The organism is Gemelliphila asaccharolytica (genome assembly GCF_001553005.1).
Classification (GTDB): domain Bacteria; phylum Bacillota; class Bacilli; order Staphylococcales; family Gemellaceae; genus Gemelliphila; species Gemelliphila asaccharolytica.
The window spans coordinates 42,899-67,805 of record NZ_KQ959861.1 but is presented as its reverse complement, the minus strand read 5'-3'; the positions used below and the strand labels follow the sequence as shown (position 1 = coordinate 67,805).

At 23.4% G+C, this 24,907-nt stretch carries 24 protein-coding genes and 1 pseudogene; 3 read left to right on the top strand and 22 right to left on the bottom strand.

Going from position 1 to position 24,907, the window contains the following annotated elements; genetic code table 11:
* Positions 1-15 precede the first annotated feature (15 nt).
* The 13 genes from ptsP to prmA all read right to left on the bottom strand — a co-directional run bounded on the left by ptsP (position 16) and on the right by prmA (position 12,691).
* Entirely contained in the window at positions 16-1,731 is a 1,716-nt protein-coding gene (ptsP, locus tag HMPREF1871_RS01725) for a phosphoenolpyruvate--protein phosphotransferase (RefSeq protein WP_066129204.1), read from the bottom strand.
* Positions 1,732-1,995: a phosphocarrier protein HPr gene (locus tag HMPREF1871_RS01720; protein ID WP_066129202.1), complete on the bottom strand. Its 264-nt coding sequence runs from the start codon at positions 1,993-1,995 to the stop codon at positions 1,732-1,734.
* Between the two features lie 110 nt (positions 1,996-2,105).
* Complete coding sequence (locus tag HMPREF1871_RS01715) at positions 2,106-2,843, bottom strand: epoxyqueuosine reductase QueH (protein WP_066129200.1); 738 nt, start codon at positions 2,841-2,843, stop codon at positions 2,106-2,108.
* Positions 2,844-3,845, bottom strand: coding sequence for a Holliday junction branch migration DNA helicase RuvB (ruvB, locus tag HMPREF1871_RS01710; RefSeq protein ID WP_066129197.1), 1,002 nt, complete (start codon positions 3,843-3,845; stop codon positions 2,844-2,846).
* A 21-nt stretch (positions 3,846-3,866) separates the two neighbouring features.
* The gene (ruvA, locus tag HMPREF1871_RS01705) at positions 3,867-4,436 is read right to left on the bottom strand and encodes a Holliday junction branch migration protein RuvA (RefSeq protein WP_066129194.1); all 570 of its coding nucleotides are present in this window, start codon (positions 4,434-4,436) and stop codon (positions 3,867-3,869) included.
* Positions 4,437-4,496: 60 nt separating this feature from the next.
* Positions 4,497-4,943, bottom strand: a complete 447-nt coding sequence (gene lspA, locus HMPREF1871_RS01700; RefSeq protein WP_066129191.1) for a signal peptidase II — start codon at positions 4,941-4,943, stop codon at positions 4,497-4,499.
* Positions 4,940-5,578 carry an endonuclease III gene (nth, locus tag HMPREF1871_RS01695; RefSeq protein ID WP_066129189.1) on the bottom strand — a complete coding sequence of 213 codons (639 nt, stop codon included), beginning with the start codon at positions 5,576-5,578 and terminating at the stop codon, positions 4,940-4,942. The genes lspA and nth overlap by 4 nt, the downstream gene beginning before the upstream one ends.
* A complete protein-coding gene (locus tag HMPREF1871_RS01690) occupies positions 5,571-6,092 on the bottom strand; it encodes a DnaD domain protein (RefSeq protein WP_066129186.1) in 522 nt (173 codons plus the stop codon). The genes nth and HMPREF1871_RS01690 overlap by 8 nt, the downstream gene beginning before the upstream one ends.
* Positions 6,093-6,094: 2 nt before the next feature.
* Complete coding sequence (gene asnS, locus HMPREF1871_RS01685; RefSeq protein WP_066129182.1) at positions 6,095-7,381, bottom strand: asparagine--tRNA ligase; 1,287 nt, start codon at positions 7,379-7,381, stop codon at positions 6,095-6,097.
* An 85-nt stretch (positions 7,382-7,466) separates the two neighbouring features.
* The gene (locus HMPREF1871_RS01680) at positions 7,467-9,260 is read right to left on the bottom strand and encodes a 3'-5' exonuclease (RefSeq protein ID WP_066129180.1); all 1,794 of its coding nucleotides are present in this window, start codon (positions 9,258-9,260) and stop codon (positions 7,467-7,469) included.
* 1 nt (position 9,261) lies between these two features.
* On the bottom strand, positions 9,262-10,440 hold the full coding sequence (locus tag HMPREF1871_RS01675; RefSeq protein WP_066129178.1) for a CCA tRNA nucleotidyltransferase: 1,179 nt from the start codon (positions 10,438-10,440) through the stop codon (positions 9,262-9,264).
* On the bottom strand, positions 10,418-11,713 hold the full coding sequence (gene purB, locus HMPREF1871_RS01670; protein WP_066129173.1) for an adenylosuccinate lyase: 1,296 nt from the start codon (positions 11,711-11,713) through the stop codon (positions 10,418-10,420). Before purB ends, HMPREF1871_RS01675 begins: the two co-directional genes overlap by 23 nt.
* Positions 11,714-11,755: 42 nt before the next feature.
* Positions 11,756-12,691: a 50S ribosomal protein L11 methyltransferase gene (gene prmA / locus HMPREF1871_RS01665; protein ID WP_066129170.1), complete on the bottom strand. Its 936-nt coding sequence runs from the start codon at positions 12,689-12,691 to the stop codon at positions 11,756-11,758.
* A 133-nt stretch (positions 12,692-12,824) separates the two neighbouring features.
* Between prmA and uvrB the strand changes: the two are divergent.
* The 3 genes and pseudogenes from uvrB to HMPREF1871_RS01650 all read left to right on the top strand — a co-directional run bounded on the left by uvrB (position 12,825) and on the right by HMPREF1871_RS01650 (position 17,320).
* Positions 12,825-14,821: pseudogene (gene uvrB / locus HMPREF1871_RS01660) on the top strand (excinuclease ABC subunit UvrB).
* Between the two features lie 53 nt (positions 14,822-14,874).
* A complete protein-coding gene (locus HMPREF1871_RS01655; protein ID WP_066129167.1) occupies positions 14,875-15,936 on the top strand; it encodes a D-alanine--D-alanine ligase in 1,062 nt (353 codons plus the stop codon).
* A gap of 13 nt (positions 15,937-15,949) precedes the next feature.
* Positions 15,950-17,320, top strand: coding sequence for a UDP-N-acetylmuramoyl-tripeptide--D-alanyl-D-alanine ligase (locus tag HMPREF1871_RS01650; protein ID WP_066129457.1), 1,371 nt, complete (start codon positions 15,950-15,952; stop codon positions 17,318-17,320).
* A 50-nt stretch (positions 17,321-17,370) separates the two neighbouring features.
* On the opposite strand, the gene HMPREF1871_RS01645 is transcribed toward HMPREF1871_RS01650, so the two are convergent.
* The 9 genes from HMPREF1871_RS01645 to HMPREF1871_RS01605 are packed head-to-tail and all read right to left on the bottom strand — an operon-like array spanning position 17,371 to position 24,655.
* Positions 17,371-18,111, bottom strand: a complete 741-nt coding sequence (locus HMPREF1871_RS01645; RefSeq protein ID WP_198145744.1) for a type 1 glutamine amidotransferase — start codon at positions 18,109-18,111, stop codon at positions 17,371-17,373.
* Positions 18,111-19,427 carry a MurT ligase domain-containing protein gene (locus HMPREF1871_RS01640; RefSeq protein ID WP_066129162.1) on the bottom strand — a complete coding sequence of 439 codons (1,317 nt, stop codon included), beginning with the start codon at positions 19,425-19,427 and terminating at the stop codon, positions 18,111-18,113. The genes HMPREF1871_RS01645 and HMPREF1871_RS01640 overlap by 1 nt, the downstream gene beginning before the upstream one ends.
* Positions 19,428-19,437: 10 nt before the next feature.
* Positions 19,438-20,148 (bottom strand): response regulator transcription factor, encoded by a 711-nt coding sequence (locus HMPREF1871_RS01635; RefSeq protein WP_066129156.1) that lies wholly within the window; start codon positions 20,146-20,148, stop codon positions 19,438-19,440.
* A 27-nt stretch (positions 20,149-20,175) separates the two neighbouring features.
* On the bottom strand, positions 20,176-20,901 hold the full coding sequence (locus tag HMPREF1871_RS01630) for a pseudouridine synthase (RefSeq protein ID WP_066129151.1): 726 nt from the start codon (positions 20,899-20,901) through the stop codon (positions 20,176-20,178).
* A 19-nt stretch (positions 20,902-20,920) separates the two neighbouring features.
* The gene (scpB, locus tag HMPREF1871_RS01625) at positions 20,921-21,445 is read right to left on the bottom strand and encodes an SMC-Scp complex subunit ScpB (RefSeq protein WP_066129148.1); all 525 of its coding nucleotides are present in this window, start codon (positions 21,443-21,445) and stop codon (positions 20,921-20,923) included.
* 1 nt (position 21,446) lies between these two features.
* Positions 21,447-22,133, bottom strand: coding sequence for a segregation and condensation protein A (locus tag HMPREF1871_RS01620; RefSeq protein WP_066129144.1), 687 nt, complete (start codon positions 22,131-22,133; stop codon positions 21,447-21,449).
* An 8-nt stretch (positions 22,134-22,141) separates the two neighbouring features.
* Positions 22,142-23,047, bottom strand: a complete 906-nt coding sequence (locus tag HMPREF1871_RS01615; RefSeq protein WP_066129141.1) for a tyrosine-type recombinase/integrase — start codon at positions 23,045-23,047, stop codon at positions 22,142-22,144.
* Positions 23,047-23,778: a YoaK family protein gene (locus tag HMPREF1871_RS01610; RefSeq protein WP_232297342.1), complete on the bottom strand. Its 732-nt coding sequence runs from the start codon at positions 23,776-23,778 to the stop codon at positions 23,047-23,049. Before HMPREF1871_RS01610 ends, HMPREF1871_RS01615 begins: the two co-directional genes overlap by 1 nt.
* The gene (locus HMPREF1871_RS01605) at positions 23,771-24,655 is read right to left on the bottom strand and encodes an NUDIX hydrolase (RefSeq protein ID WP_066129135.1); all 885 of its coding nucleotides are present in this window, start codon (positions 24,653-24,655) and stop codon (positions 23,771-23,773) included. The genes HMPREF1871_RS01610 and HMPREF1871_RS01605 overlap by 8 nt, the downstream gene beginning before the upstream one ends.
* Positions 24,656-24,907: the final 252 nt, after the last annotated feature.

Here is a 24,907-nt window from a genome sequence, read left to right as displayed (position 1 = left end):
AAAAATCATAAGTTATTATTTAATAATTTCTTTCTCTACAACTGAAATTACTTCATCTGATGTTCTGCACATTAGTATTTTTTTTGATAAATTTTTCATTTCTGAAAATTTCAATTTTTTAATATGTTTTCTAACCTTAAGAATTGATGTAGATGTCATTGATAACTCATCTATGCCCATACCTACAAGGATAGGTATAGCTATAGGATCTGATGCCATTTCTCCGCAAATTCCAACCCATTTATTTTCATTATGTGCAGACTTTATAATAAAATCTATTAATCTAAATACTGCTGGATTATAAGGCTGATATAAGTAAGATACATTTTCATTCATTCTATCTGCTGCCATTGTATATTGGATAAGGTCATTCGTTCCTATCGATATGAAATCTACCTCTTTAGAAAAAAAGTCAGAAAGTATAGCCGCAGATGGTACCTCAATCATAACTCCAATTTCTATATTTTCAGCAATTTTATATCCTTTTTTCTTTAATATTATTTTTTGTTCTTCAAATATTTTTTTTGCTTCTCTTAACTCTGTTAATGTCGATATCATAGGAAACATTATACATAATTTCCCATAAATAGATGCTCTAATTAATGCTCTTAATTGTGTTTTAAAAATATTTTTTTCTTTCAAACATAATCTAATTGCCCTACATCCAAGAAAAGGATTCATCTCATTAGGATATCCTAAATAAGGAACTCGTTTATCTCCACCTATATCTAACGTTCTCACTACCACAGATTTATTTTTCATATTTAATAGGATTTGCTTATATATATTAAACTGTTCTTCTTCAGTTGGTAATTCTCCCTTTGTCATATACAAGAATTCAGTACGATATAAACCTATCCCTTCACTACCATTCTTTTTTACTTCTTGCAAATCTTTTAATGTTCCTATATTAGAAGATAAAATAATTTTTTTATTATCTGCTGTTTCTGTTTTCAATAATGACAATTTATAAAGATTTTCTTTTTCCTTTTTTAAAATTTCCTTTTTTTCTTTATATTTTTTTAAAATTTCATTATTTGGATTAATTTCCACAATACCAGTTGTACCGTCGACTATTAAAAAATCTCCATTTTTAATAATACTTGTTATATTATTTGTTCCTACAACTGCAGGAATTCCTAATTGCCTTGATATTATAGATGAATGAGAATTTTTTCCACCTATATTAGTAACAAATCCTTTTATATATTTATGATTTAATTGTGCAACTTGTGATGGTGTTAAGTCATTAGCTACTATTATTACTTTCTCATTTATTAGACTTGGATTAGGTAAAGAAACTCCTAATAAATGAGCTATAATTCTTTTAGAAACGTCTTTTATATCGGATGCTCTTTCTTTCATATATTTATTATTCATTGATTCAAACATATGTATAAACATATCTGACGTTTCTTTTAAAGCATATTCTGCATTTATTTCTTTTGATATAATATCAGTTTTTACAGTTTCTATATATTCTTCATCTTCTAAAATTAATAAATGTGCTTCAAATATATTTGCTTTATCATTTCCAATCATTTCTGAAGTTTTTTCCTTTATTAATTTTAGTTCTCTTCTTGATAATTCTATAGCTGAGTCTAATTTTAATAATTCTTCTGAAGTGTTGACTATTTTTTTTTCTAATACTTCCAACTTTGGATTATTAAAAAAATAAGCCTTTGCAAAAGATATTCCTTGCGACGCAGCAATACCTTTTATTTGAATCATCTATACAAGGCCCTCTGTTTTTAAAGTATTTTCTATATTTCTAATTGCATCATTCTCATCAGTCCCATCTGCTGTTATGGTAATTGTAGAGCCTTGAGATATACCTAAACTCATTACTCCCATTATGGATTTCAAATTTATTTTTTTATTTTTAAATTCTAATTCTATAACTGATTCGTACCTTGATGCTACTTGAACCAAAATAGTTGCCGGTCTTGCGTGTATACCTGTTTCATTAATAATCTTATATTCTTTTTTTATCATTTTTTTCTCCTTTTATTTAAGCATTTACAATGCAATAATACCATATAAAAAACTTATTTACAAGTTTATTAAAATTATAGTATTTTTATATAAATATTTTTTAAATTTAACTACAAAAATAACGATGTATATGATTTGTATTTTTTATTGTATTCTTGAGCTTCTTTTTTTATTTTTTTTATGTTTATACCTTGTTTAATAGCAGCATATATACACCCACAAAAACATTGTCTATATATATTATATTCTTTACACATTTCTACTGATCTTTTATATCCATTATTCTTTTTAAAATCTGATGGTAAATAATATATAGATATTCTTTCTTGTATATCATATCCTATTTTATTAATTTTAATAGAATTTTTTTGCGGACTTATTGTTAAGGCAGATGCAAAATAGTCAAATCCTAATTCTTCTGCCTTTTTAGCGGTTTCCTCTAATCTCATTTCATAACATATATTGCATCTTTCTCCACCTTCTTGAACTTTTTCTAAACCTTTTGTTTTTTTAACAAAAACATTAGGTCTATACTTCTCACTTATAAATTTAATATTGTTACCTGTATTAACATTAAATTCATATATGAAGTTCTTCTGAACTAATGCTCTTCTTATATATTCATCTTTAGGATGTATATTAGAATTAGAAAAATAAATAGTAATATTAGCAAATTTAGATAAATATTCTAATACATATGTACTACAAGGAGCACAACAAGAATGTATCAATATATTGGGTTTTATTTTTTTGTTTTCCCATTCTATAATTAACCTTTTTAGTAAATTATCATAATTAATTTTTTGATTTTTGTGTCTTATATTTATAAAGTTTTTACTATCAATCATCTATTTGTCCATATATTCCTCTCCTAGGTGTTCAAATGCTTTTTTTGTAGCTCTTCTTCCTCTTGGGGTTCTTTCTATATATCCTTCTTTTACTAAATAAGGTTCATATAAGTCTTCAATTGTTATACTTTCTTCACCTATAGAAATGGCTATAGTTTCTAATCCTACAGGCCGTCCTGAATACCTTTTAACCAAACATTCAAGAATTTTATAATCAATATTATCTAATCCGGATTCATCTATTTGCAATGCATTTAATGAATTTATTGTCAATTCTTCATTAATTTTTCCATTATTTTGAACTTGAGCATAATCTCTTATCCTTTTTAATAATCTATTAGCAATTCTTGGAGTTCCTCTAGACCTTTTGGCTATTTGATAACAGCTATACTTATCTATATCGAAATTATATATTTTTGAACTTCTATTTATTATCTTTTTCAATTCATCAATATCATAAAACTCTAATCTACAATGTACACCAAATCTATCTCTCAATGGTGCAGTAAGTGCTCCTGCTCTTGTTGTTGCTCCTACTAAAGTAAAAGGAGGTAAATCTATTCTAACTGTCCTTGATTCCTCCCCTTTTCCTATTATTATGTCTAAATAAAAATCTTCCATTGCTGAATATAAAATTTCTTCTATAGATCTACTTATTCTATGTATTTCATCTATAAATAGAACATCTCCTGGTTCTAACGTTGATAAAATAGCAGCCAAATCACCTGCTTTTTCTATTGCTGGCCCAGATATATATTTAATATTAACTCCCATTTCATTAGATATTATAGTTGCTAAGGTAGTCTTACCTAATCCAGGCGGTCCATATATTAAACAATGATCTAATACTTCATTTCTAATTTTTGCAGCTTTGATGAAGATATTTAAATTTTCTTTTATATTTTTTTGGCCAATATACTGATTTAAAAATTTAGGTCTTAATGTATATTCATTTAATCTATCTTCATCATTCTTTTTTTCTGAAAGCAATCTTTCATCCATAAAATCTCCTAATTATTAAATTTACTTATTTATTAATAACTTTAATCCTTCTTTTACATAATCATCTGTTTTTTCAAAATTATATTCATATAACTTATTTTCTATTTTAGATAATTCAGTTTTATTATATCCTAGTGCTTGTAAAACTAAAATTGCATCTACTACCTTTTGATTAGATTTTTCTAGATTATTTTTTGAGAATTTTAATTTTCCTTTCAAATCTAAAATTATCTGTTGCGCTGATTTAACTCCTATTCCAGGAAATTTTTTCATGAATTTAATATCTGAATTATTAATTGCAGATATTATCTCACTATAATTAGCACTTGCTAAAATAGCTAAAGCACTTTTTGGACCTACTCCTTTTACTTTAAGCAAGTCCAAAAATAATTTTTTTTGTTCTTTTTTTTTAAAACCATATAAATTATTCGAATCTTCTCTTATTTGTTGACTTATATATATTTTAATTCTATCTCCTATTTCATATTCATAAGGATTAGAAACAAAAATTTCATAACCAATATTAGAAGATTCTAAGATAATATTCTTAGGATTAATTTCTTTTATAATACCATTTATATACGCATACATTTAACTATCGAATTCCTTACTATTTTTTAATGATTTAAAATGTTTCATTATGTAATTATATTATTCTTTATATATTTTTAAAGCTAATAAAAAAATACCTAAACAAATAAATGTATCTGCTAAATTAAATATAGGAAAATCATACCCAAAAATATGAAAATCTAAAAAATCTATGACTTCTCCTTTTATTATTCTATCAAGAAAATTTCCTAGTGCCCCCCCTATAATTAAGGAGAACATAACATAATCATTTATTTTTAGTAATACTTTATTTTTATAAATATAAAAAAATAATAAAAATAAAAATAAAATAGTAATAAATAAAAATAGATATCTAGAATTTTGCAATATACCCCATGCTGCTCCTCTATTTCTATGCGATGTGATATAAAAAAAATTTTTTATTATTTCTTTACTATCTCCTATATTATAATTTAATTCTATTATTTTTTTAGAAATTTGATCTATTAAAACAAGTATAATAGATATAACCACTATTACTATCATTTACTACTCCTATTATATGTACAAATTTTAGAAAGTCCACAACCATCGCATTTAGGATTTATAGATTTACATTTATATCTTCCAAAATGAATTAATTGATGATGAATTTTTCCCCATTCATTTTTAGGAAATATTTTATTCAATTTTTTTTCAACTTGTAAAACTGTATCTTTTTTGTCAGCTAATCCTAATCTTTTAGATACCCTTTCTACATGAGTATCTACGGCAATTGTTGGTATATTAAAACCTACTGATAAAACCACATTTGCAGTTTTTCTTCCAACCCCTGGTAATAGCAGTAATTTATCTAATTCATTAGGAATTTTATTATTAAAATCTTTTTTTAACATTATAGCCATATTTTTTATATTTTTTGATTTAGATTTATATAAGCCTAAACTTTTAATATAAATTTCTATATCAGAAATTTTAGCATTTGCATAATCATCAATAGATTTATATTTATTAAACAATTTAGGTGTAACTCTATTGACATATTCATCTTTACATTGCGCAGACAATATTACAGCTATTAGAAGCTCTAAATTATTTTTAAAATTCAACTCACATTCTACATCAGGATACATATCATCTAAATATTTTTTTATCAGTCTACTCTTTGAAATATTAGTCATGGAGCCATTCATAAAATAAAATATCATCCTCATCTTCTTTATTATTAATATTTATTGGCTTATTGTTAAGTATAGCATCTACATAATTAATATTTTTCGATGATTTAAAGGCACTAAGTATTTCTTCTTTTGTATAGCACTTGTCTATCCAAGTAGATAATATATTCATTTCTTTTGAATTTAAAATTTTATTAGTTATCTTTTCTACTACAATATATAATTCTTTTAGTGTATAATAATTCGCTGATTTATCTAATAAAAATTGAATTTTATTTTTTTCTGAAATAAATAAAATATTTTTTTTATAAAGAGAATTAATATTAGCTATTAATTCTTCTTCTGACATAGAGAGTTCAGAAGCAAATCTCTTTGAATCAAAATTTATTTTTCCCTGATTGGAAATATAATTTAATTGCAATAAAAAGAATGCCTCGCTCGAATTAATATTATATCGGCTATAATTTAATAAAAAATTTTCTTCTATAAATAAACCTTTTGTTTGTATATTTTTCATATTTATGGTTTTAATCTATTTAGTAACCTAGGAAATGGTATAGTTTCTCTTACATGTCCATTACCAGTTATCCAAGCTACAGTCCTTTCTAATCCTAATCCAAAACCTGAATGTTCTACAGAACCATATTTTCTTAGTTCTAAATACCATTTATATTCATCCAAATTTAGATTGTTATTTTTTATGTTAGACAATAATATATTATAATCATCTTCACGTTGTGAACCACCTATTATTTCTCCATATCCTTCTGGAGCAATTAAGTCAGCACACAATACTGTATTTTTATCATTTATATCTTCTTTCATATAAAAAGGTTTTATATCTTTTGGCCAATTTGTTATAAAAACAGGTTTATTATAATGGTTAGCTATAAATGTTTCATGTGGAGAGCCAAAATCTTTTCCATATTCTATGTCTTCAAAACCATTTTTTTTAAGCAATTCTACAGCATCTTTATATTTTATTCTTGGAAACTCTCCAAGACATTTTTTTAACGGTTCAATATCTCTTCCTAATATGTTTAGTTGTAATTTATTTTTTTCTAGAACTTCTTCTAATAAATAATTAACATATTTTTCTTGTAATTTCATACTATCATCATGATTGTAAAATGCCATTTCTGGTTCTATCATCCAAAATTCAATTAAATGGCGTCTTGTTTTAGATTTTTCAGCCCTAAATGTAGGTCCAAAAGAAAAAACTTTACCAAATGACATAGCACATGCTTCCATATATAATTGTCCAGATTGTGAAAGAAATGCTTCTTCATCAAAATATTTAGTATGAAATAATTCTGTAGTTCCTTCTGGAGCTGAAGATGTCAATATAGGTGGATCTAATTTTAAAAATCCTTCGTTTTCAAAAAAATCATATGTTGATTTTATTATCTGATTTCTAATTGTTAAAATCGCATGTTGTTTTTCTGATCTTATCCATAAATGTCTATTATCTGCCAAAAATTCTACACCATGTTCTTTTGGAGTTATTGGATAATCAGTAGATATATTTATTACTTCATAATCAATTAGCTCTAATTCTACTCCTGAAGCTTCTCTAATATTTTCTTTAATAATTCCTTTGACATTAATAGATGTTTCTTGAGGTAAATGTCTTAATTTATTATATTTTTCTTCTCCTAGTTTTTCTTTTATCGCTACTGCTTGAATAAATCCTTTTCCATATCTTAATTTTAAAAAGGCTATTTTCCCGCTACTTCTTTTGTTAGAAATCCATGCTCCAAAAGAAATTTCATTTCCTACTTGTTCTTTAAAATTATATTTATTCAATTATACTTCTCCTTATTTTTATTATTCATATTATAGTATATCAAAAATTTATATACATTCAAATGCTTAGAATTTCATCAAAAAATTAATTAAATAATTTTTCTAAATAATAACTATAGGTAAAAATACTTTTATCGACATAGCAATAGAACTTATAATTATCATTTTTTTCTATATATTTAAATAATTTATAAAAATTATCAAAATAAGAGTAATTCTTATACTTTTTATGTTTAGATTTTTTTCTTTTATAATAAGATACATCTTTTTTTATATTGTCATCAAAAATTATAAATTTATCACAGGATTTTATACTATTTATTTTATCTTTTTTTTGATTAATGTTTAAATAAATTATTTTTTTTGAAAATAATTTATTTAAACAGTTTTTTTCTTTTGTTTTATGACTATATTGTATATAAATACAAGGATAGCTATTAATTATTTCGAAACCTACAATACCATCAATATTAAATAATAAAATCTCCTGAAGTTTTTTTAAAAAAATATTTGTTAAATATAATTTATTTTTTATTTTATTCACATCTTGTTTTAATATTTTAATTTCTGATATAAAATATTTAATATGCTCATTATCAACTTTTTTATTGTTTTTATTATACAATATGTATATAAAGTCTATCATTTTTTGTATTTTATTTAAAATTAATATATTTCTTTTTGCATCTAAGCCATCATTATCTATATCAAATTCTTTCACTATATCTCTAAAACTTATTTTAGATGAAAACATTTTTTTTATCTCTAATTTCAATATATCTAAGTCTTCAAAAACATATATACTATTAGAAAATAATGTACTTTTCCATATATTTCGAAATGTATTATAACTTATTACAATGTTTTTTTTATTTCTTGAATTTTCAATATTTTTTTTATAAAAATAATTTTTTTTATTTTTACCTTTATATTTTTTCAAATACTCTTTTTCTTCATTATTTATATTTAACTCTATTAAATTTCCTGTATCTGTTTCCATTATCCATACAAGAATTTTCATATATAAAAATAATTCTACTTTATTCTCAATTACTATTTTTTTATGAAAATTAAAATCAATATAATCACTAAAGTTTCCTAATACTAACGAGTCATTTTTTTCATCAGATAAAAAAAATGATATATATTCATTTTCTAATATTGATGTAACATGTATTTTATTAACTTTATCTTTTTTTGTTTTTATTTCCTGTATTTTCTTAAAATAAATTCCTTTATTTTTAAAGAAGTCATTTTTGTTTATTTTTATTTTTCTATGAAATCTTTCTCTAAAATTTTTCAAAAAATTATAATAATCTATTGAATATATTTTTAAAACATCAATCAATTTACTATAATTTGAAATATTCAAACAAGAAGATTTATACAAAATTTTTAATAATAATTTATATGTAATATACGCATCGTTATCTGCTCTATGATATAAATCTATATTTTTTATATCAAGTTCTTTCGCTATTTTTTCAAGCCTATAACTTTTTAATGTTGGAAAAAAAATTTTAGATAACTCCAACGTATCAATAACTATATTATTTAATTCTTTATTATTATTTTTTAAAAATTCTGTCTTCAATATTTGGTAATCTTGCTGTCCCCCATGAAAAATTAATGTGCTATTTTTTATTTTCTGATAAATTTCATAAGATATTTCAAAAAAATATTTTTCTTTTTTTACCATTTTTTTTCTTATACCTGTTAATTCAGATATAAAAGATGAGATTTTAGAATTAACATTACAAAAATAGTTTATTTTATCAATAACTTCAAATTTTTCATTTAAGAATATAATAGCTATTTGAAGAATTTCTTTTTTTTCTGTCAATTCTAAATCTATAACAGAAAAATTATATTTTTTCATGCTATAAATCTCCAATCCTTACTATAAAATCTTTTATTTTATAATTATCATTTTCTAAATTATTAAGTAATATATTATTAATAATCTTGTCTTTTATATTTTTAATCCAAGGACCCGGTTTTTTAATTTTTATTGTATCAATTATTTCTCTATTAGTGATATTAACATCCGAAAATGAATTTATAGGTAATATTATTTTTTTTATTTTTTCTATATCATCTTCATTAAAATATTCTATAACCTTTAAAACAAAAATAACTTTTTCTTTGCTAAAATCAAATATTATTCTATTTATTAAATTTGAATTTTTTATCAAATTAGATATTTTTAAATAATCTTTTATCTCTTTGTAATCTTTTTTTGATAATTTTAATTTTTTTAAATCTTGTATTTCAATAGAATTCTTAATTAATAAATAAAAAATTATTTGATTAAAATTAAAATTTGAAAAATTTGTTATACGTTTTACATATTTAAAAAAAGGTATATAGATATTTAAACCACTTTTAATTAACAAATTAAATGAATTATAATTATTTTCTCCCATAAATAGTTTTTTTAATTCATTAACTATTCTTTCTATAGAAATATATTCTATCAATTTTTTATTTTTACATATAGAATCATAAGTATCTTTTTCAATAATAAAATTTAACATAGACGAAAATCTAAAAGCTCTAAGCATTCTTAATGCATCTTCATTAAATCGCTCATCAGGATTATTAACAGTTCTTATTAATTTTCTTTTTATATCTAATATTCCCGAATGTAAATCTATTAAATCTCCTTTTATATCTAATGCCATAGCATTTATCGTAAAATCTCTTCTTTCTAAATCTTGAGAAATAGATTTTTCAAAAAAAACTTTTTCTGGAAATCTATGGTTGATATAATTTCCTTCACTTCTAAATGTTGTTATTTCATACGGGATACCTTTATTTATAACAGTAACCGTCCCATGTTTTATTCCTGTATCTATAACATTATTAAATATTTTTTTTATTTCATCAGGAGTAGCAGATGTTGTTATGTCTATATCACAAAAATCTTTGTTAAGCATAAAATCCCTAACACATCCCCCAACAAAGTATGCATCATAAGAATTTTTTTTGATTTTTTCTAATAATGGTAATGCATTCTTAAACTTTTTATTAAAATTACTTTTTGAAAACTCTATCATAAATTTCCTCTAATCTTGAAACATGATATTTATAGTTAAAACAGTCATCTAATTCATTTTTAGAAAGATATCTCATTATTAATTTATCATTTAACAATAAATCTTTAAAATTTATCTTATTTTCCCAAGAATACATTGCTTTTGGTTGAATAATATCATATGATTCTTCTCTAGATAAGCCCTTTTCTACTAATTTAAGCAATACTCTTTGGGAAAAAATAACTCCGTTAGTTTTATCTATATTTTTTATCATATTTTTTTCAAATACTTTTAAATTTTTTAATATGTTTGTAAATCTAGTTATTTGATAATCTATAAGATTAGTTGCATCTTGAGAAATAATTCTTTCTGCAGATGAATGAGATATATCTCTTTCATGCCATAATACAACATTCTCATACGATGTTAACATATATCCTCTAATTACTCTAGCTATTCCTGTTATATTTTCAGAAGAGATAGGATTTCTTTTATGAGGCATGGCACTAGAACCTTTTTGTCCTTTATCAAAAAATTCCTCTACCTCTCTAACTTCTGTTCTTTGTAAATGTCTTATTTCCACTGCAAATTTTTCTATTGAGGTAGCTATTAGTGCTAGTGTTGAAAAATAATGTGCATGTCTATCTCTTTGTAATATTTGTGTAGATATTTTACTAGAATTTATATTTAGTTTTTTACAAACATAGTCTTGTATATATGTTGGAATATTTGCATAAGTACCCACAGCACCAGATATTTTCCCTGCCTCTACCATTTTTCTAGCTTCTGAAAATCTTTTATAATTTCTTTCCATTTCGTCATACCACAAAGCCATTTTTAGTCCAAAAGTGGTTATCTCTGCGTGAACGCCATGAGTTCTTCCAATCATAAAAGTATTTTTATACTTATACGCTTTTTCTTTTAAAAGTTTAATAAGTATATTAAGCTTATTGTCTATTATATTATTAGCTTGCTTATACAAATAGCCATATGCAGTATCTACAACATCTGTAGAAGTTAATCCATAATGAATCCATTTTTTTTCATATCCTAATGACTCACTAACAGCTCTTGTAAAAGCTATCACATCATGTTTTGTTTCTTTTTCAATTTCATATATTCTTTTTAAATCAAAAGAAGCATTTTTTCTTAAATTTATTATATCTTTTTTTTCTATTTCTCCTAAATTTGACCAACCTTCACAAGATAATAATTCTACTTCCAACCACGCATTATATTTATTATTCTCCGACCAAACTTCCTTCATTTCTTTCGTAGAATATCTTTCAATCATTTTTATCTCCTTTTTTTATTTAATATAAAATATTAAGTTAAATTACTTAGTAAAAACCAAAGAACACCAATCATTTTGATGAATTTCTTCTTTTAAAATAAAACCTTTTTTTATAGCTTTTTTTAGAAAATCATCTTTTTTATTTTTTATAATTCCTGATACTATAAAATATCCATTTTTTTCTAATAATTTATATGCATCTTCTAACATTTTTTCTATGATATGAGGAAGTATATTAGATACTATAACATTATAATTATCACTTTCATTTTCTAAAAGATTTGCTTTTTGTACTGATACCCTATCTAAAATATTATTTACTTTAAAATTTTCTTTTGATATTTCAACTGCTTTTTCGTCTAAATCTACAGCTTTTAATTTTCCACACGTCAAATAACTTGAAACTATAGTTAGTATTCCACTACCACACCCAACATCAATAACATTATCATCTTTATTTAAGTATTTTTCTAAATTTTTTATGCATAAAGTTGTTGTTTCGTGACCTCCAGTGCCGAAAGCCATACCTGGATCTATCCTAATAATATTTTTATTATTTTCATTTTTGTATTTTTTCCATGTAGGAACAATAACAAAATTATCTCCAATTTCCAAAATTTCAAAAAAATCTTTCCATGAATTTTCCCAATCCTCATCCTTTATAATTTTATAAGATATATTGAAAAAATATCCAATGTCAAAATTATTAGAAATACTTTTTATTTTTTCTTTTAGTTTCTCAAAAAAATCTTTTGAAAAATCTGTTTTTTCTATATAACCTCTTATAAGCACCCCTTCGAATGAATATTTTTTTTCATCTATAGCTACTATTGTTCCTAAATTATCATCTAAATTTTCTTCAAGTAACGATTTTCCTTCTATTGAAATACCGCTAGAGCCTAATTCGAAAAGAATATTTTCTATAATTTCACTGGCCTCAACAGTAGTATTAATTTTTATTTCAACCCAATTATTCATAATAACTCTCCATTTTTATTATTTATTATAACATTACATTGATTTTTTTTCTATTTTAATTTAATTTTAAATTATAGAATTATTTTATTATTAAGTATATAATTGTTTTATATTATTATTAAAGGTGTAGTGTATGGACAAAAATAAAAATAAATTTAAAATAAAAAGTTTATATTCACCAAAAGGTGATCAAAAGTCAGCTATAAAATCTATTACAACAGGATTAAATAATGGATTAAAATTTCAAACATTATACGGAGCTACAGGAACTGGTAAGACATTTACAATTTCTAATATAATAAATAATTTTTCTAGACCTACTCTTGTGCTTGCTCATAACAAAACTTTAGCAGCACAACTATATAATGAATTTAAAACATTTTTCCCAGACAATAGAGTAGAATATTTTGTTTCATATTATGATTATTATCAACCAGAGGCCTATATAGCCTCTTCTGATACTTATATAGAAAAAGATTCTTCAATTAATGATGAAATTGATAAATTAAGACATAGTGCAACATCATCGCTATTAGAACGTAAAGATGTAATTGTTGTATCCAGTGTCAGTTGTATATATGGACTAGGTTCTCCAAGAGAATATGAACATTTAAGACTTAACATAAAAATTGGAATGGAAATATCAAGGAAGTCAATAATACAAAAATTAGTTAGTATACAATACGAAAGAAATGATATCAATTTTTCACGTGGCACTTTCAGAATTAGAGGTGATGTTATAGATATTTTTCCAATCTCCAAAAGTGACAATTCATTCAGAATAGAATTATTTGGTGATGAAGTAGAAAAAATAAGAGAAATAAACCCCACAACTGGAGAAATTTTATATGAACTAGAGCATATTGTTATTTATCCCGCAAGTCATTTTATTGCAGGAGAGGAAACATTAAAAAAAGCTATAGAAAGAATTAAAAACGAACTATATTATAGATTAAAAGAATTAAAATCGCAAAATAAATTACTTGAAGCTCAAAGATTAGAAGAAAGAACAAATTATGATATCGAAATGTTAGAAGAAATGGGATTTTGTTCTGGAATAGAAAACTATTCTCTTCATCTAACCTTACGAGAAAGAGGATCAACACCATATACACTACTTGACTATTTTCCTAAAGATTTTTTATTAGTTATAGATGAATCCCACGTTACAATTCCCCAGGTTCGTGCATGTACAATGGTGACCAAGCACGAAAAAAAAGTTTAGTAGATTATGGATTTAGATTACCTTCTGCTTTAGATAACAGACCCCTAAATTTTGAAGAATTTAGAAAAAAATTAAATCAAGTTATATTTGTTTCGGCTACACCATCAGATTTTGAAATAGATATAAGTGATAATATTGCAGAACAAATTATAAGACCTACAGGTTTACTAGATCCAACTATAGTAATTCGTCCTATTGATAGTCAAGTATTTGATTTAATTAACGAAATAAAAAAAGAAATAAAAAAAAATAATAGAATACTTGTTACTACTTTAACAAAAAAAATGGCTGAATCACTTTCTGATTATTTAAAAAATGCAGAAATTAAGGCAAAATATCTACATTCAGACATAAAAACTTTAGAAAGAACAAAGATAATAAGAGATTTAAGAATAGGTAAATTTGATGTTCTTATAGGTATAAATTTACTAAGAGAAGGATTAGATATTCCAGAAGTTTCCTTAATTGCAATATTAGATGCAGATAAAGAAGGATTTTTAAGAGGAGATAAAGCATTATTACAAACAATCGGAAGGGCTGCAAGAAATAGTGAAGGAAGAGTTATAATGTATGCTGATACTATAACAAAAAGTATGAAAAAGGCCATCGAAGAAACAAATAGAAGACGTAAAATACAAAAATCTTATAACAAAAAAAATAATATAGTTCCTACTACAATAAAAAAAGATATAGAAGATATAATATCATATAAAAAAGAAAGATATAAATTAGAAAATGAGTTAAAACTCCCATTAGAATTTTCAGAAAAAGAAATAAAAAAACAAATTAAAAAATTAGAAGAACAAATGTTTAAATATGCGGAAAAATTTGATTTTGAAAATGCTGCTAATACACGAGATAAGATATATGAATTAAAAGAAAAATACAAAATAAAAGATGAATAGTATTATCATATATGATATAATTAGTAAGCATTTAAAATTACAAGGAGAAGAATATTATGAAAGAATCCATTGCAATAATCTATGGTGGGAAAAGTGCAGAACATGAAGTTTCATTACTTACGGCAAAATCTATAATAAACGCCATAAATAAAAATAAATATAGAGTGTTTCCTATATTTATTTCTAACAAAGGAGAATGGGCAAGAGGAGAAGAAATAGTTAAAGACATAAAAAATGAAAGCCAATTGATATATAGTGATTATAATAAAAATATTAGTGAATTACTCTATATAAATGATAAAAAAATGGATTTAGTTTTTCCAGTTTTGCATGGACCAAATGGAGAAGATGGAACTATTCAAGGACTTTTAGAAATAATGAATATTCCTTATGTAGGAAATAAAGTATTATCGTCTGCAACAGGTATGGATAAATCAATAATGAAAAAATTATTTTCCATTGCTAAATTACCACAGTTACCTTACTATGATTTTTTAAACAACGAATGGATAAATAATAAAGAAAATATAATTACTGTTTTACAAAAAAGAATTGGATTCCCAATGTTTATAAAACCTGCAAATATGGGATCATCAGTTGGTATTACAAAAGCTCATAATGACATAGAGTTAATAGAAGGCATTAATTTAGCATTTAAATACGATAGAAAAGTTGTAATAGAAAAAGGTTTATCAGCAATTAAAGAAATAGAAGTAGCAGTTCTAGGAACTGCAAAAAACTCTGATGCAACATATCCTGGAGAAATTATTAATATATCATCAACCGAATTTTATGATTATAAAACTAAATATACTAATGGAAAATCTAAAATGGAAATTCCAGCCAATATCGATAACAACTTATATGAAAAATTTATGGATATGGCTAAAATAGCATTTGACTCTATCGATGCTAATGGACTAGCTAGGGTAGATTTCTTTCTAACTGAAAAAAATGAAATATATATAAACGAAATAAATACAATGCCTGGATTTACCCCTTTTTCTATGTATCCTTTACTGTGGAAAAATATGGGTCTAAGTTATTCAAATCTTATAGAAAAATTAATAAAACTAGCAAAAATAACATTTGATGAAAAAAACAATTTACTTTAAAAAGGACATCTTTATGGAATTTAAAATTACTGAATTACCTCAAATACTAGATACTAAAATATACAATATAATAGATAAAAATTTAAAAATAACAGGGATTTCACTAAATAGTAAAAAAGTTAAAAAGGGAGATCTATTTATACCATTCATTGGTGAAAACGTTGATGGACATGATTATATAGAAGAAGCTTTTAAAAACGGAGCAGTATGCTCTTTATCTATAAAAAAAAATATAAAACTAAAAAATAAAAATATAATCTTTATTAATGATTCTCTTTCCTCTATTCAAAAATTAGCTATGAGCTATCTAAAATCATTACATACTAAAGTTGTAGCTATTACTGGTTCTAATGGTAAAACTACCACAAAAGATATAATTTCTAAAATACTATCTACTAAATATAAAGTACATAAGACAAAATCTAATAATAATAATGAGTTAGGTGTTCCTATTACTATTCTTAGTACACCTTGTGATACTGATATTCTGATACTTGAGATGGGTGCTGATAATTTTGGTCAACTAAAATTACTATCTGAATTATCTAATCCTGATTTTTGTGTTATAACTAATATTGGAGAAAGTCATATTGAATTTTTTAAAACTAGAGATGGTATAGCAAAAGAAAAATTTGAAATTACAAGAGGTATGAAAAAAAATGGGACTTTAATATATAATGGAGATGAACCATTACTTAATAAGTTAGTATTAAAAAATAACATCAAAAATATATCCTGTGGTTTTAATAAAGAAAATGCTGTAAAAGTAAATAATTATTCGCTAAAAAAAGATTGTATAGATTTTAAACTAAATATTATGAAGAATTTGATAACAACTAAAATAAAAGGAAAACATAATATTTTAAACATAACCTATGCAATAACAATAGCCAAAAAAATGAATATAAATGAACAAGAAATATTAGATACACTACATGAATTTAAAGACATAACAAAAATGAGATTAGAAGAAATACCTTATGGAAATAATTCATTGATTATAAATGATGCTTATAACGCAAGTCCAACCTCAATGAAAGCTGCAATTGATGTTTTAAATGCTCAAGTAGGTTACAATTATAAAAGAATCATTTTAGGAGATATGTATGAATTAGGAAAAAATGAAATATTATTTCATGAAAATGTAGGTAAATATATTAACGATATAAAAAATAATACAATAAATGAAGTCATATCTATAGGAAAATTGGCAAAAAATATAACAAAAAATATAAAAAAAGACACAATTAAAACAATCCATTTTGATGATATAAATAAAATTTCTGACTACATTAAACAAAATAAAATTAATAATGAAATTCTATTATTTAAGGCTAGCAGAAGTATGCAATTAGAAAAAATTATAGAATACATAACAAAATAAAAAAAATATGATGTTAAATCTAATTTAGGTTTAACATCATATTTTTTATTTTATATATATATTTTTTTATTACCTTTAAGTAACTTTTCTTTCATAAAAGAATTTGCAATATTCTCTTCAGTATTATCTATATTTAAAAAATCAAAATTACTATATTTGTTATTTAACGCTTCTCTAATAAGAAAATCTGCTAAAATAGGATTCTTAGGTAAAATTGGTCCGTGTAAATATGTTCCTATCAAATTATTGTATAAAAGTCCTTCTTTTTTATCAAAATCGTTATTTCCATAACCTACTAACACTTTTCCTAAAGTTTCATACTCATGAAAAGTTCTACCCCCATGATTCTCAAAACCTACAATACTGCCAAATTTTTTTGATTCTACTAAAATATTTCCTATCAAACGTTCTTTATTATTATATGATTCTGTATAAAAATCTAATATATTTAACCCTTCTAATTTTTCTCCATCAGCTGTTTTATAATATTCTCCTAAGAATTGATATCCACCACATATAGTTAGTGCAGGAACTCCACTTTCTATAGCTGATTTAAATTCATTTTTTATTTTCATAAATTCTTTTGTTGCTATACTTTGTTCTCTATCAGATCCTCCCCCTATAAAAAAAATATCACAATTAGAAAGTTTTACATCTGATGTATCAGTTATATTAGTTATTTTTAAGTTTATTCCTCTCCATTCACAACGTTTTTTTAAAGCAATGATATTACCTATATCTCCATATAAATTAAGTTTATCTGGCATAAAGTGATATAATTCTAATTCCATTATTTTAACTCTCTTTCTACTTCTTTTTTAGTTTTAATCAATGCAGTATAATTAGGTATTATTATATTCAGATTTGAGTTGTTATTTTTTAATAAATAAATAGCTGATTTTATATCTTCTTCAACATATATCTTTACTTTTATATCTGTATATTTAAGCCGTAAAGCTAATTCCTTTGCTCTTTTACCAGAACAAATTATATTTTTAATATTTTGATTTTTCAAGATTTCAAAATCTGCATCCCATATCCATGATATATCTAAACCATCAGCATAGTTATCATTTAGTATTAGCAAATAACTTATACTTAAATCATTTTTCACGTTATTTGCTATTGATAGGGAAACATTCATCCCAGCAGGATTTTTAGCTAAATTAATTATATATTTTAAATTATTTTTATCTTCAAAAATTTCCATCCTTCCATTTAATGAAACATAACTAGAAAAACCTATTTCGATTTCATTATCTGAAAGTTCTAATTGTTTTAATAATGAATATGCGGCTAAAATATTATATACATTAAAAACACCTAACATTTTAGTATGAAATTTAGTTTTATTAATTAAAATATTAATTTCAGGATTTAAATCTATTTTTGATACAGAATAGTTTGGATTTTTTCTTTTAAAGCCACATTTTAAACAATTATATATTCCTAATTGACTATAATGAATAAATTTATAATTTAATTTATTAGAACAGACAGGACAAAACTTAGATTCTGTAATACCTGTATCATTAAAATCATATAAATTTTCCTCTAAACCAAAATATTTATTATTTTTTCCATGTTTATCTAATCTCATTACAAAAGGATCATCAGTATTTAAAATCAATTGAATATCTTTATTTTTTATTTGTTCAGATATAGTGCTTATAAGGACATCAATTTCTCCAAATCTATCAATTTGGTCTCTAAAAAAATTGTTAAATACAATTTTAGTAGGAATTATAAAATTCATGATTTTTTTTATAGATCCTTCATCTACTTCTAATATTGCTATTTTTGTTTTTGAGGTATTCTGAATAGCAATAGAAGTAATAATTCCATCAAGCATATTAGCCCCTTCATAATTATTTACAATTTTTTTCCCTATTTTTTTTAATGAATATCCAATAAGATTAGATGTTGTTGTTTTTCCATTTGTTCCTGTTATAAAAATTATTTCATCAAAATTTTTAGATAATTTTTTTAATACATTCTTATCTATTTTTCTTAATATTTTTCCAGGTAAATCTGTTCCTTTTTTATTAATGCATTTACATGATATGCGTATAAAAATTGCGACTATTTTACAAATAATATTATACATACTTCTCCTTTTAATTTTTGTTTGCATCAAACTTATAACCAGTACCCCATACAGTTACTATCATCTTAGCAACATCTTTAGATTGCTCTGAAATTTTTTTCCTTATTCTTTTAATATGTGTGTCAACAGTTCTTAAATCACCATATGTATCATAATCCCAAACAGTTTTTATAAGTTCTGTTCTACTATATACTTTATCTGGAGATTTTGCTAAAAATATTAATAAATCAAATTCTTTAGGAGTTAAATTAACCTCAATTCCTGCTACTATAACTTTATGAGAATTAACATCAATGATTAAATCATTAAATACTAAAACATCTTTAACACTAAATTCTGGCATATAAAAAACACTTTTCTTTGTTCTTTGTAATATTGCTTTAACTCTTAAAACTACTTCTCTAGGACTAAAAGGTTTTACAATATAATCATCAGCTCCCATTTCAAAACCATCTACTCTACTCTGTTCATCACCTTTTGCTGAAATTATAATTATTGGCGTTGCTTTCATTGTCCTAATTTCTCTTAAAATTTTCACTCCACTCAATTTAGGAAGATGTGTATCTAAAAGAACACATGAATATTCAATATTTTTTATTTTATTAAGACCAGATAACCCATCAGATGCCTCATCTACAATATATCCTTCTCTCTCTAAATACATTGTCAATAACTGTCTAATTCTATTTTCATCATCAACAATCAATATTTTTTCAGACATTTTTATACTCCTTTTTTACATATGATATTAATTATTTTTGGCTAAATTAATTAATGATTTGACTTCATGCACTGTTAAAGGTCTGTATTCTCCTATTTTCAGTCCGTTTAAATTCAAAAATTCAATAGAAATTCTTTTTAATTTTAAAACAGTATAATTTAAAGACTCAAACATCTTTCTTACTTGTCTGTTTTTACCCTCATGAATTGTAATTTCTACTAAAGTATTTGAACTTTTATTTTTATTTTTTATTATTCTTACCCCTGCTTTAGATGTTATATAATTTTCTACTTTAACACCTTTTCTTAATTTTTTTATGTCTTCATCATGAACATATCCTTTTATTTTGGCAATATACACTTTATTTATAATATTTTTAGGATGAGTTATTAAATTAGTAAATTTGCCATCATTTGTCATTATTAATAATCCAGATGTATTGTAATCTAATCTCCCAACTGGATATACTCTCTCTTCCACATTATTAAAAAAATCATTAACACATTTTCTTCCTTTTTCATCGGACATAGATGTTATAACTTTTTCTGGTTTATAAAAAAGATAATACTTTTTATTTTCTCTCAATATTCTTGTTCCATTAACTATAATAATATCGTCAGCTGTAGCTTTAGTACCTAGTTCTTTTACAATATTACCATTTAAAGAAACTTTACCATCTAAGATTAACTCCTCTGCCTTCCTGCGTGAAGTATAACCTGATGAAGCTATTATTTTTTGTAATCTTTCTTTCATCTTTTCTCCTTATAATTTTTTACTGTAAATCTACATCTTTTATTTTTGGCAAATCATTTAAACTTTCCATATTGAATATATCTAAAAATAAATCAGTTGTTTCGTATAATTTAGGTTTACCTATTTTATCTAAAGTTTTTTCTGAATAAATAAGACCCTTTTCTAATAAATTATATATTATTGTATCACTATTTATTCCTCTAATCTCTTCTATTTGCATTTTAGATATAGGTTGATTATATGCAATAATAGATAATGTTTCTAAAGAGGCTTTGGAAAGTCTGGTCATTTTTTTTATAGATAAATTTTCTTTAATATTTTTGTATATATCGTTTTTTATAAGCATTTTATATGTGTTACCAAACCTTTTTATTAAAAATACACTATTTCTTTTGTTGTACTCTTCCATAAAAATATTTAAAGTATTTTTTACCTCTATCTTTGTTTTTCCAGAATACTTAACATAGTAATCTAAAGATATTCCTTCGTTACCCTGTATAAAAAATAAAGCTTCTATAACCTTTTTCTCGTTTTCTAATAACATATTATTTGTCTTTCGCCTTTATTATTATTGTATTACTCTTACTGTCATAAGTTATATACTGTTCGCTTAACATATCTAAAATGCACAAAAATCCTAATATTAGTTCCGATTTGGAAACAAAATTTAAAAAAATATCATTTAAGTATATATTTTTTTTATCTCTAATTTTAATTAATATTTTATTTCTTACATCTTTTTTTGATATTTCTTTAAATTTTATAATATTATTACTATGATTTTCTTGTTTATAATTTTTTATTATTTTTATAAAGGAATTCATCAATAAATTAATATCAATATTTTGTAATTTTTCATCTATAAGAATATCTTCACTTTCTTTTTCACCAAAATTTTCTCTTATATTCTTCATATCCTGCAAAATTAATGATATTTTCTTATAATTTTGATACTCTACTAGCTTAGAAACAAAAATTTTTTCTTCTTTATTGTTCTCTTCATTTTCTATTGGTAACAATGATTTGCTTTTTAAGTACAATAATTTTGAAGCCATAACTAAATATTCTTCTGCATTTTCTAACGATATAGTTCTCATATTTTTTATATATTCTAAATAATTTTCAGTTAATTTAGCTATAGAAACATTATAAATATCTATTTCCATTTTTTCTATTAGATATAATAATACATCCATAGGTCCTTTATAACATTCCAAATTTACATTATACATCTATTACCTCAATTATTTAATTTATTTCTTGGATGAATTTTTAAAAATTTATTTGATAAGTTTTTATTTTTAATATTAACGTAACATTTTTTTAAACTTTGTGTAGATGAAAGTCCAAAAATATCTCTAACCTCTTCTAAAGTTAATCCATCATCAATTAAATGTAATACTAAAGAATTTCTAAAAGTTGTAGGTGTAAGTTCTTTTTTTAAATTAATATCTTTTTGACGTCTTTTAAAAATTTTCCAAAAAGCTTGCCTTGTTAACTTTTTCCCCTTTTCTGAAACAAATAAAAAATCAGACTGAATATTTTCTTTTTTACGTAATCTTAAATAATTTTTTATTGATTGAATAGACTCATAATTCAATGGATATGTATGTGTAACATTGTTTTTAAAATATTTTAGATATCCTATGTTAAAATTTATATTAGATAGTTCTAAGTTTATACAATCTGAGGGCTTTATACCTATAGAATAAACTAATTCAAAAATAGCTTTATCTCTAAGTGATATTAGTGTAAAATCATTAAAATCTAATATCTTTTTTATTTCTTTTTTTGTGAAAAAATCATCTTCATTTTGTCTTGAATTTGTTTCTTTTTCAAAATTTATTATTGATATATTTATTTTTGCTTTATATTCTATTATATTTTTTTTATACAAAAATTTATTAAAAGTGTTTATAGAAGAAATGACCCTTAATAATGTAGCCTTAGAATAATTTTCTAACTTTAAATATGTTATATATTCCTCAACTTCATGATAATTAACAGTAATTTTTTCAATACTTTTATTATCATAATACATATTTAACTTTTTTATATCTAGTAGATATGAATTTATTGTATTTTTTGAAGAAAAATTACTATTCAAATAAGTTTTGTAATCTTTTAAAACATCTATTTCCACCATTATACCTCATTTTCAAATAAATATATGTCATGTACAACTGCTAAAAATAAATTTAATGTCAATATTATTATAGGTACCAATATAGCATGTTGATGTAATATACTAGATAAAACTCCTCCTATAATTACACCTAGTAAAAAAACTGAAATTATTATTATGTAAGTTAATGCATTTATTTTACTTAAATTTTCTTTATTATAAAAATATCTAAATAAATGCTCGCTCATAGATCTTAAATTTCCAGTGCAAAAAACACTTGCAAAAGGTACACTATTAACTCTCCTAAAACTATCAAATTGCATTGCACATGTAAATGATATTCCCCATGGTCTTATGTCAAATATATATATTTTTGGTATAACATATATTAAAACTAAAACAAAAATCTGAATTAATAAAGAAATATTTATATAATTTGAAATTCTTATATTCTTTATTTTATTCATTATATACTTATTAAAAATAACCCCTAATACAAATGATGCTATTGAAGGAACATATCTTAATGCTCTATGATATTCTCCTTGTGCTATCTCCAAACCTATAAAAATCAAATTCCCTGTTTGTGCGTTAGCAAAAATACCATTACAATTTACAAACGTATATGAATCAAAAAAACCACCAGATAACGTCAATAACATCGCAAAAATTATTTGTTCATTACTAGGCAATGTTCTTTGAAAAAAAATATTTTTGTTTTTTTGTGTTTTTTTTAAGTTACTGCTACTCAAAAAATGCCTCCCAATTTCCTTTATCATTATAACATTTAAAAGCTAATTCTATTTGTTTCTTAGTTGTTCTATTATTTGATAATTCTGGCAAATTATTTATATCAAAAAATCCTACATTATTTGTTTCTATATTATCAATAAAATTATGCTTAATATATTTACATAAAATTATTATTTTTACCATACCTAGTGGAAATAAAAATTCATGATGAAGATTATAATTCATAATAGAAACAATTTTTATAGGGGTAACTAAAGCACCTGCTTCTTCATAAGATTCTTTTATAATATTTTCTCTAATACTTTTATTAGCGTCTTGGTATCCTCCTGGCATAGCCCATTTTCCATCAGATTGTTCCCTGACTAATAATATTTTATTTTTATGAATTATCGCAGCTCTATTTTCTAGTTTAGGAGTTTGGTACCCTGTTTCCTGAGCAAAATTTTTTTTAATATCATTTATACTTTTATCATATTTCATGCTCATCATTTCACAAGAAATATCTCTAATCCTTTTTGCTCTTTCTATATCAAATTTATTTTTACTATATGCTAGTGTATTTTGAGCCAAAAATTGAAGTTCAAATGCCCAAGATAAAAGTAAGTCTGATTTATATATTTTACTAATTTCATATATGCTACTTATAGTTATTATATCATTTTTTTCTATAAAATTATTTGTATTATTTTTTAAAAAAATAGTTTTAACGTCATTATTTAATTTATTAATATCAGAAGTTAAAAATAATAAATTCTTTTGTTTTTTTGGTAATGTATTAATAAAATCAAATTTTATGTTATTTCTCTTAAAAAAAATTTCTTCTCTCTTAGTTATTTTATTTTTTAAATTATAATCAATTAATAATTTATTAAACATATTTACTCCTATGAACTGTTGTAATAAATAATATTATATCATTTTAATGCATTGCTTTCAAATAAACATAAAGAGTATTCCAAATTCTATTTTTGGTGTTTTTTACTTTTTTAATGTTTAAGCAACCTTTTACTAAAATATTTTGAACAATTTCTTCTTTCCACTTCTTAAAAAATGCAACACATCATTATCTATTTAAAATACAAAAAAGCAAAAATAAAAAGCTTATGCAGAAAGCTTTTATTAGATATT

Excerpts from the sequence above, each read along its gene's own strand:
- ptsP (WP_066129204.1), bottom strand. The coding sequence starts at position 1,731 with ATGATTCAAATAAAAGGTATTGCTGCGTCGCAAGGAATATCTTTTGCA.
- HMPREF1871_RS01720 (WP_066129202.1), bottom strand. The coding sequence starts at position 1,995 with ATGATAAAAAAAGAATATAAGATTATTAATGAAACAGGTATACACGCA.
- HMPREF1871_RS01715 (WP_066129200.1), bottom strand. The coding sequence starts at position 2,843 with ATGATTGATAGTAAAAACTTTATAAATATAAGACACAAAAATCAAAAA.
- ruvB (WP_066129197.1), bottom strand. The coding sequence starts at position 3,845 with ATGGATGAAAGATTGCTTTCAGAAAAAAAGAATGATGAAGATAGATTA.
- ruvA (WP_066129194.1), bottom strand. The coding sequence starts at position 4,436 with ATGTATGCGTATATAAATGGTATTATAAAAGAAATTAATCCTAAGAAT.
- lspA (WP_066129191.1), bottom strand. The coding sequence starts at position 4,943 with ATGATAGTAATAGTGGTTATATCTATTATACTTGTTTTAATAGATCAA.
- nth (WP_066129189.1), bottom strand. The coding sequence starts at position 5,578 with ATGACTAATATTTCAAAGAGTAGACTGATAAAAAAATATTTAGATGAT.
- HMPREF1871_RS01690 (WP_066129186.1), bottom strand. The coding sequence starts at position 6,092 with ATGAAAAATATACAAACAAAAGGTTTATTTATAGAAGAAAATTTTTTA.
- HMPREF1871_RS01680 (WP_066129180.1), bottom strand. The coding sequence starts at position 9,260 with ATGAAAAAATATAATTTTTCTGTTATAGATTTAGAATTGACAGAAAAA.
- HMPREF1871_RS01675 (WP_066129178.1), bottom strand. The coding sequence starts at position 10,440 with ATGATAGAGTTTTCAAAAAGTAATTTTAATAAAAAGTTTAAGAATGCA.
- purB (WP_066129173.1), bottom strand. The coding sequence starts at position 11,713 with ATGATTGAAAGATATTCTACGAAAGAAATGAAGGAAGTTTGGTCGGAG.
- prmA (WP_066129170.1), bottom strand. The coding sequence starts at position 12,691 with ATGAATAATTGGGTTGAAATAAAAATTAATACTACTGTTGAGGCCAGT.
- HMPREF1871_RS01650 (WP_066129457.1), top strand. The coding sequence starts at position 15,950 with ATGGAATTTAAAATTACTGAATTACCTCAAATACTAGATACTAAAATA.
- HMPREF1871_RS01645 (WP_198145744.1), bottom strand. The coding sequence starts at position 18,111 with ATGGAATTAGAATTATATCACTTTATGCCAGATAAACTTAATTTATAT.
- HMPREF1871_RS01640 (WP_066129162.1), bottom strand. The coding sequence starts at position 19,427 with ATGTATAATATTATTTGTAAAATAGTCGCAATTTTTATACGCATATCA.
- HMPREF1871_RS01635 (WP_066129156.1), bottom strand. The coding sequence starts at position 20,148 with ATGTCTGAAAAAATATTGATTGTTGATGATGAAAATAGAATTAGACAG.
- HMPREF1871_RS01630 (WP_066129151.1), bottom strand. The coding sequence starts at position 20,901 with ATGAAAGAAAGATTACAAAAAATAATAGCTTCATCAGGTTATACTTCA.
- scpB (WP_066129148.1), bottom strand. The coding sequence starts at position 21,445 with ATGTTATTAGAAAACGAGAAAAAGGTTATAGAAGCTTTATTTTTTATA.
- HMPREF1871_RS01620 (WP_066129144.1), bottom strand. The coding sequence starts at position 22,133 with ATGTATAATGTAAATTTGGAATGTTATAAAGGACCTATGGATGTATTA.
- HMPREF1871_RS01615 (WP_066129141.1), bottom strand. The coding sequence starts at position 23,047 with ATGGTGGAAATAGATGTTTTAAAAGATTACAAAACTTATTTGAATAGT.
- HMPREF1871_RS01605 (WP_066129135.1), bottom strand. The coding sequence starts at position 24,655 with ATGTTTAATAAATTATTAATTGATTATAATTTAAAAAATAAAATAACT.